General features: G+C 73.8%; 1 pseudogene. It reads right to left on the bottom strand.

Features of this window, described 5'->3' with window-relative positions:
• Positions 1-709, bottom strand: a pseudogene (locus tag DPV74_RS41685) (hypothetical protein); the annotation flags it as partial.

Below are 709 nucleotides of genomic sequence, written 5' to 3' on the forward strand. Positions count from 1 at the left end.
GGCCGAGCCCGAGCGCGCATGCGGCCGTACCGACCCGGTAGGCAGCGCCGGACGCGTGCCATGCGGCCCCCGCGTCGGCCGCGGCCGGATCGGCAGCGAGGTCGGCCATCGACGCATCGGCCGTCTGCAGGAAATCCTCATAGGCATGCGCATTGACCGTCACGACGCCAAGCGCGCGGGTCGGCGCGGCGGCAACCGCATCGTGCTCGGCCCGGGCGGCATCGGCCTCCCACAGCGCCTCCGATGCGGGCGTGCCGGCGACGTGCCAGTCGACCGTCAGCCCGTAGTCGTGCAGCACGTCGACGAGTGCGACATCCTCGGCTGCGGCGCCGAACAGCGCGAAATCGCGCCACAGCAGCGCCACCGTCTCGCGCACGAGTTCCGGCGGCGCACTGCGCCGGCCCTGCGCGTGCTCGCCTAGCAGCAAATTCGTCCGCGCGAGAAAGCGCTTCAACTCCGGCGCGCCGCTGGCGCGCAGCGCGCGCACGCACGCGGCCGCGAGCCGCCAGAAATCGTAGGGATCGTCGCCCGCCAGCACGGCCAGCATCGCGTCGAGTTCGGCGAGTGCCGCATCAGGCGCGCCGTGTCCCGCGCGCAGCACGCCAAGCAGCGCCTGTTCGTAGCGGGCACGAATCCGGGTCGCAAACGCATCGGGCAACGCGCGCAGCGTGGCCGGCGGCACCGCACGGCCGACGAGCGCGAGCGCGTC

The organism is Burkholderia sp. HAN2018, from assembly GCF_024704855.1.
In the GTDB taxonomy this organism is placed as follows: domain Bacteria; phylum Pseudomonadota; class Gammaproteobacteria; order Burkholderiales; family Burkholderiaceae; genus Burkholderia; species Burkholderia cepacia.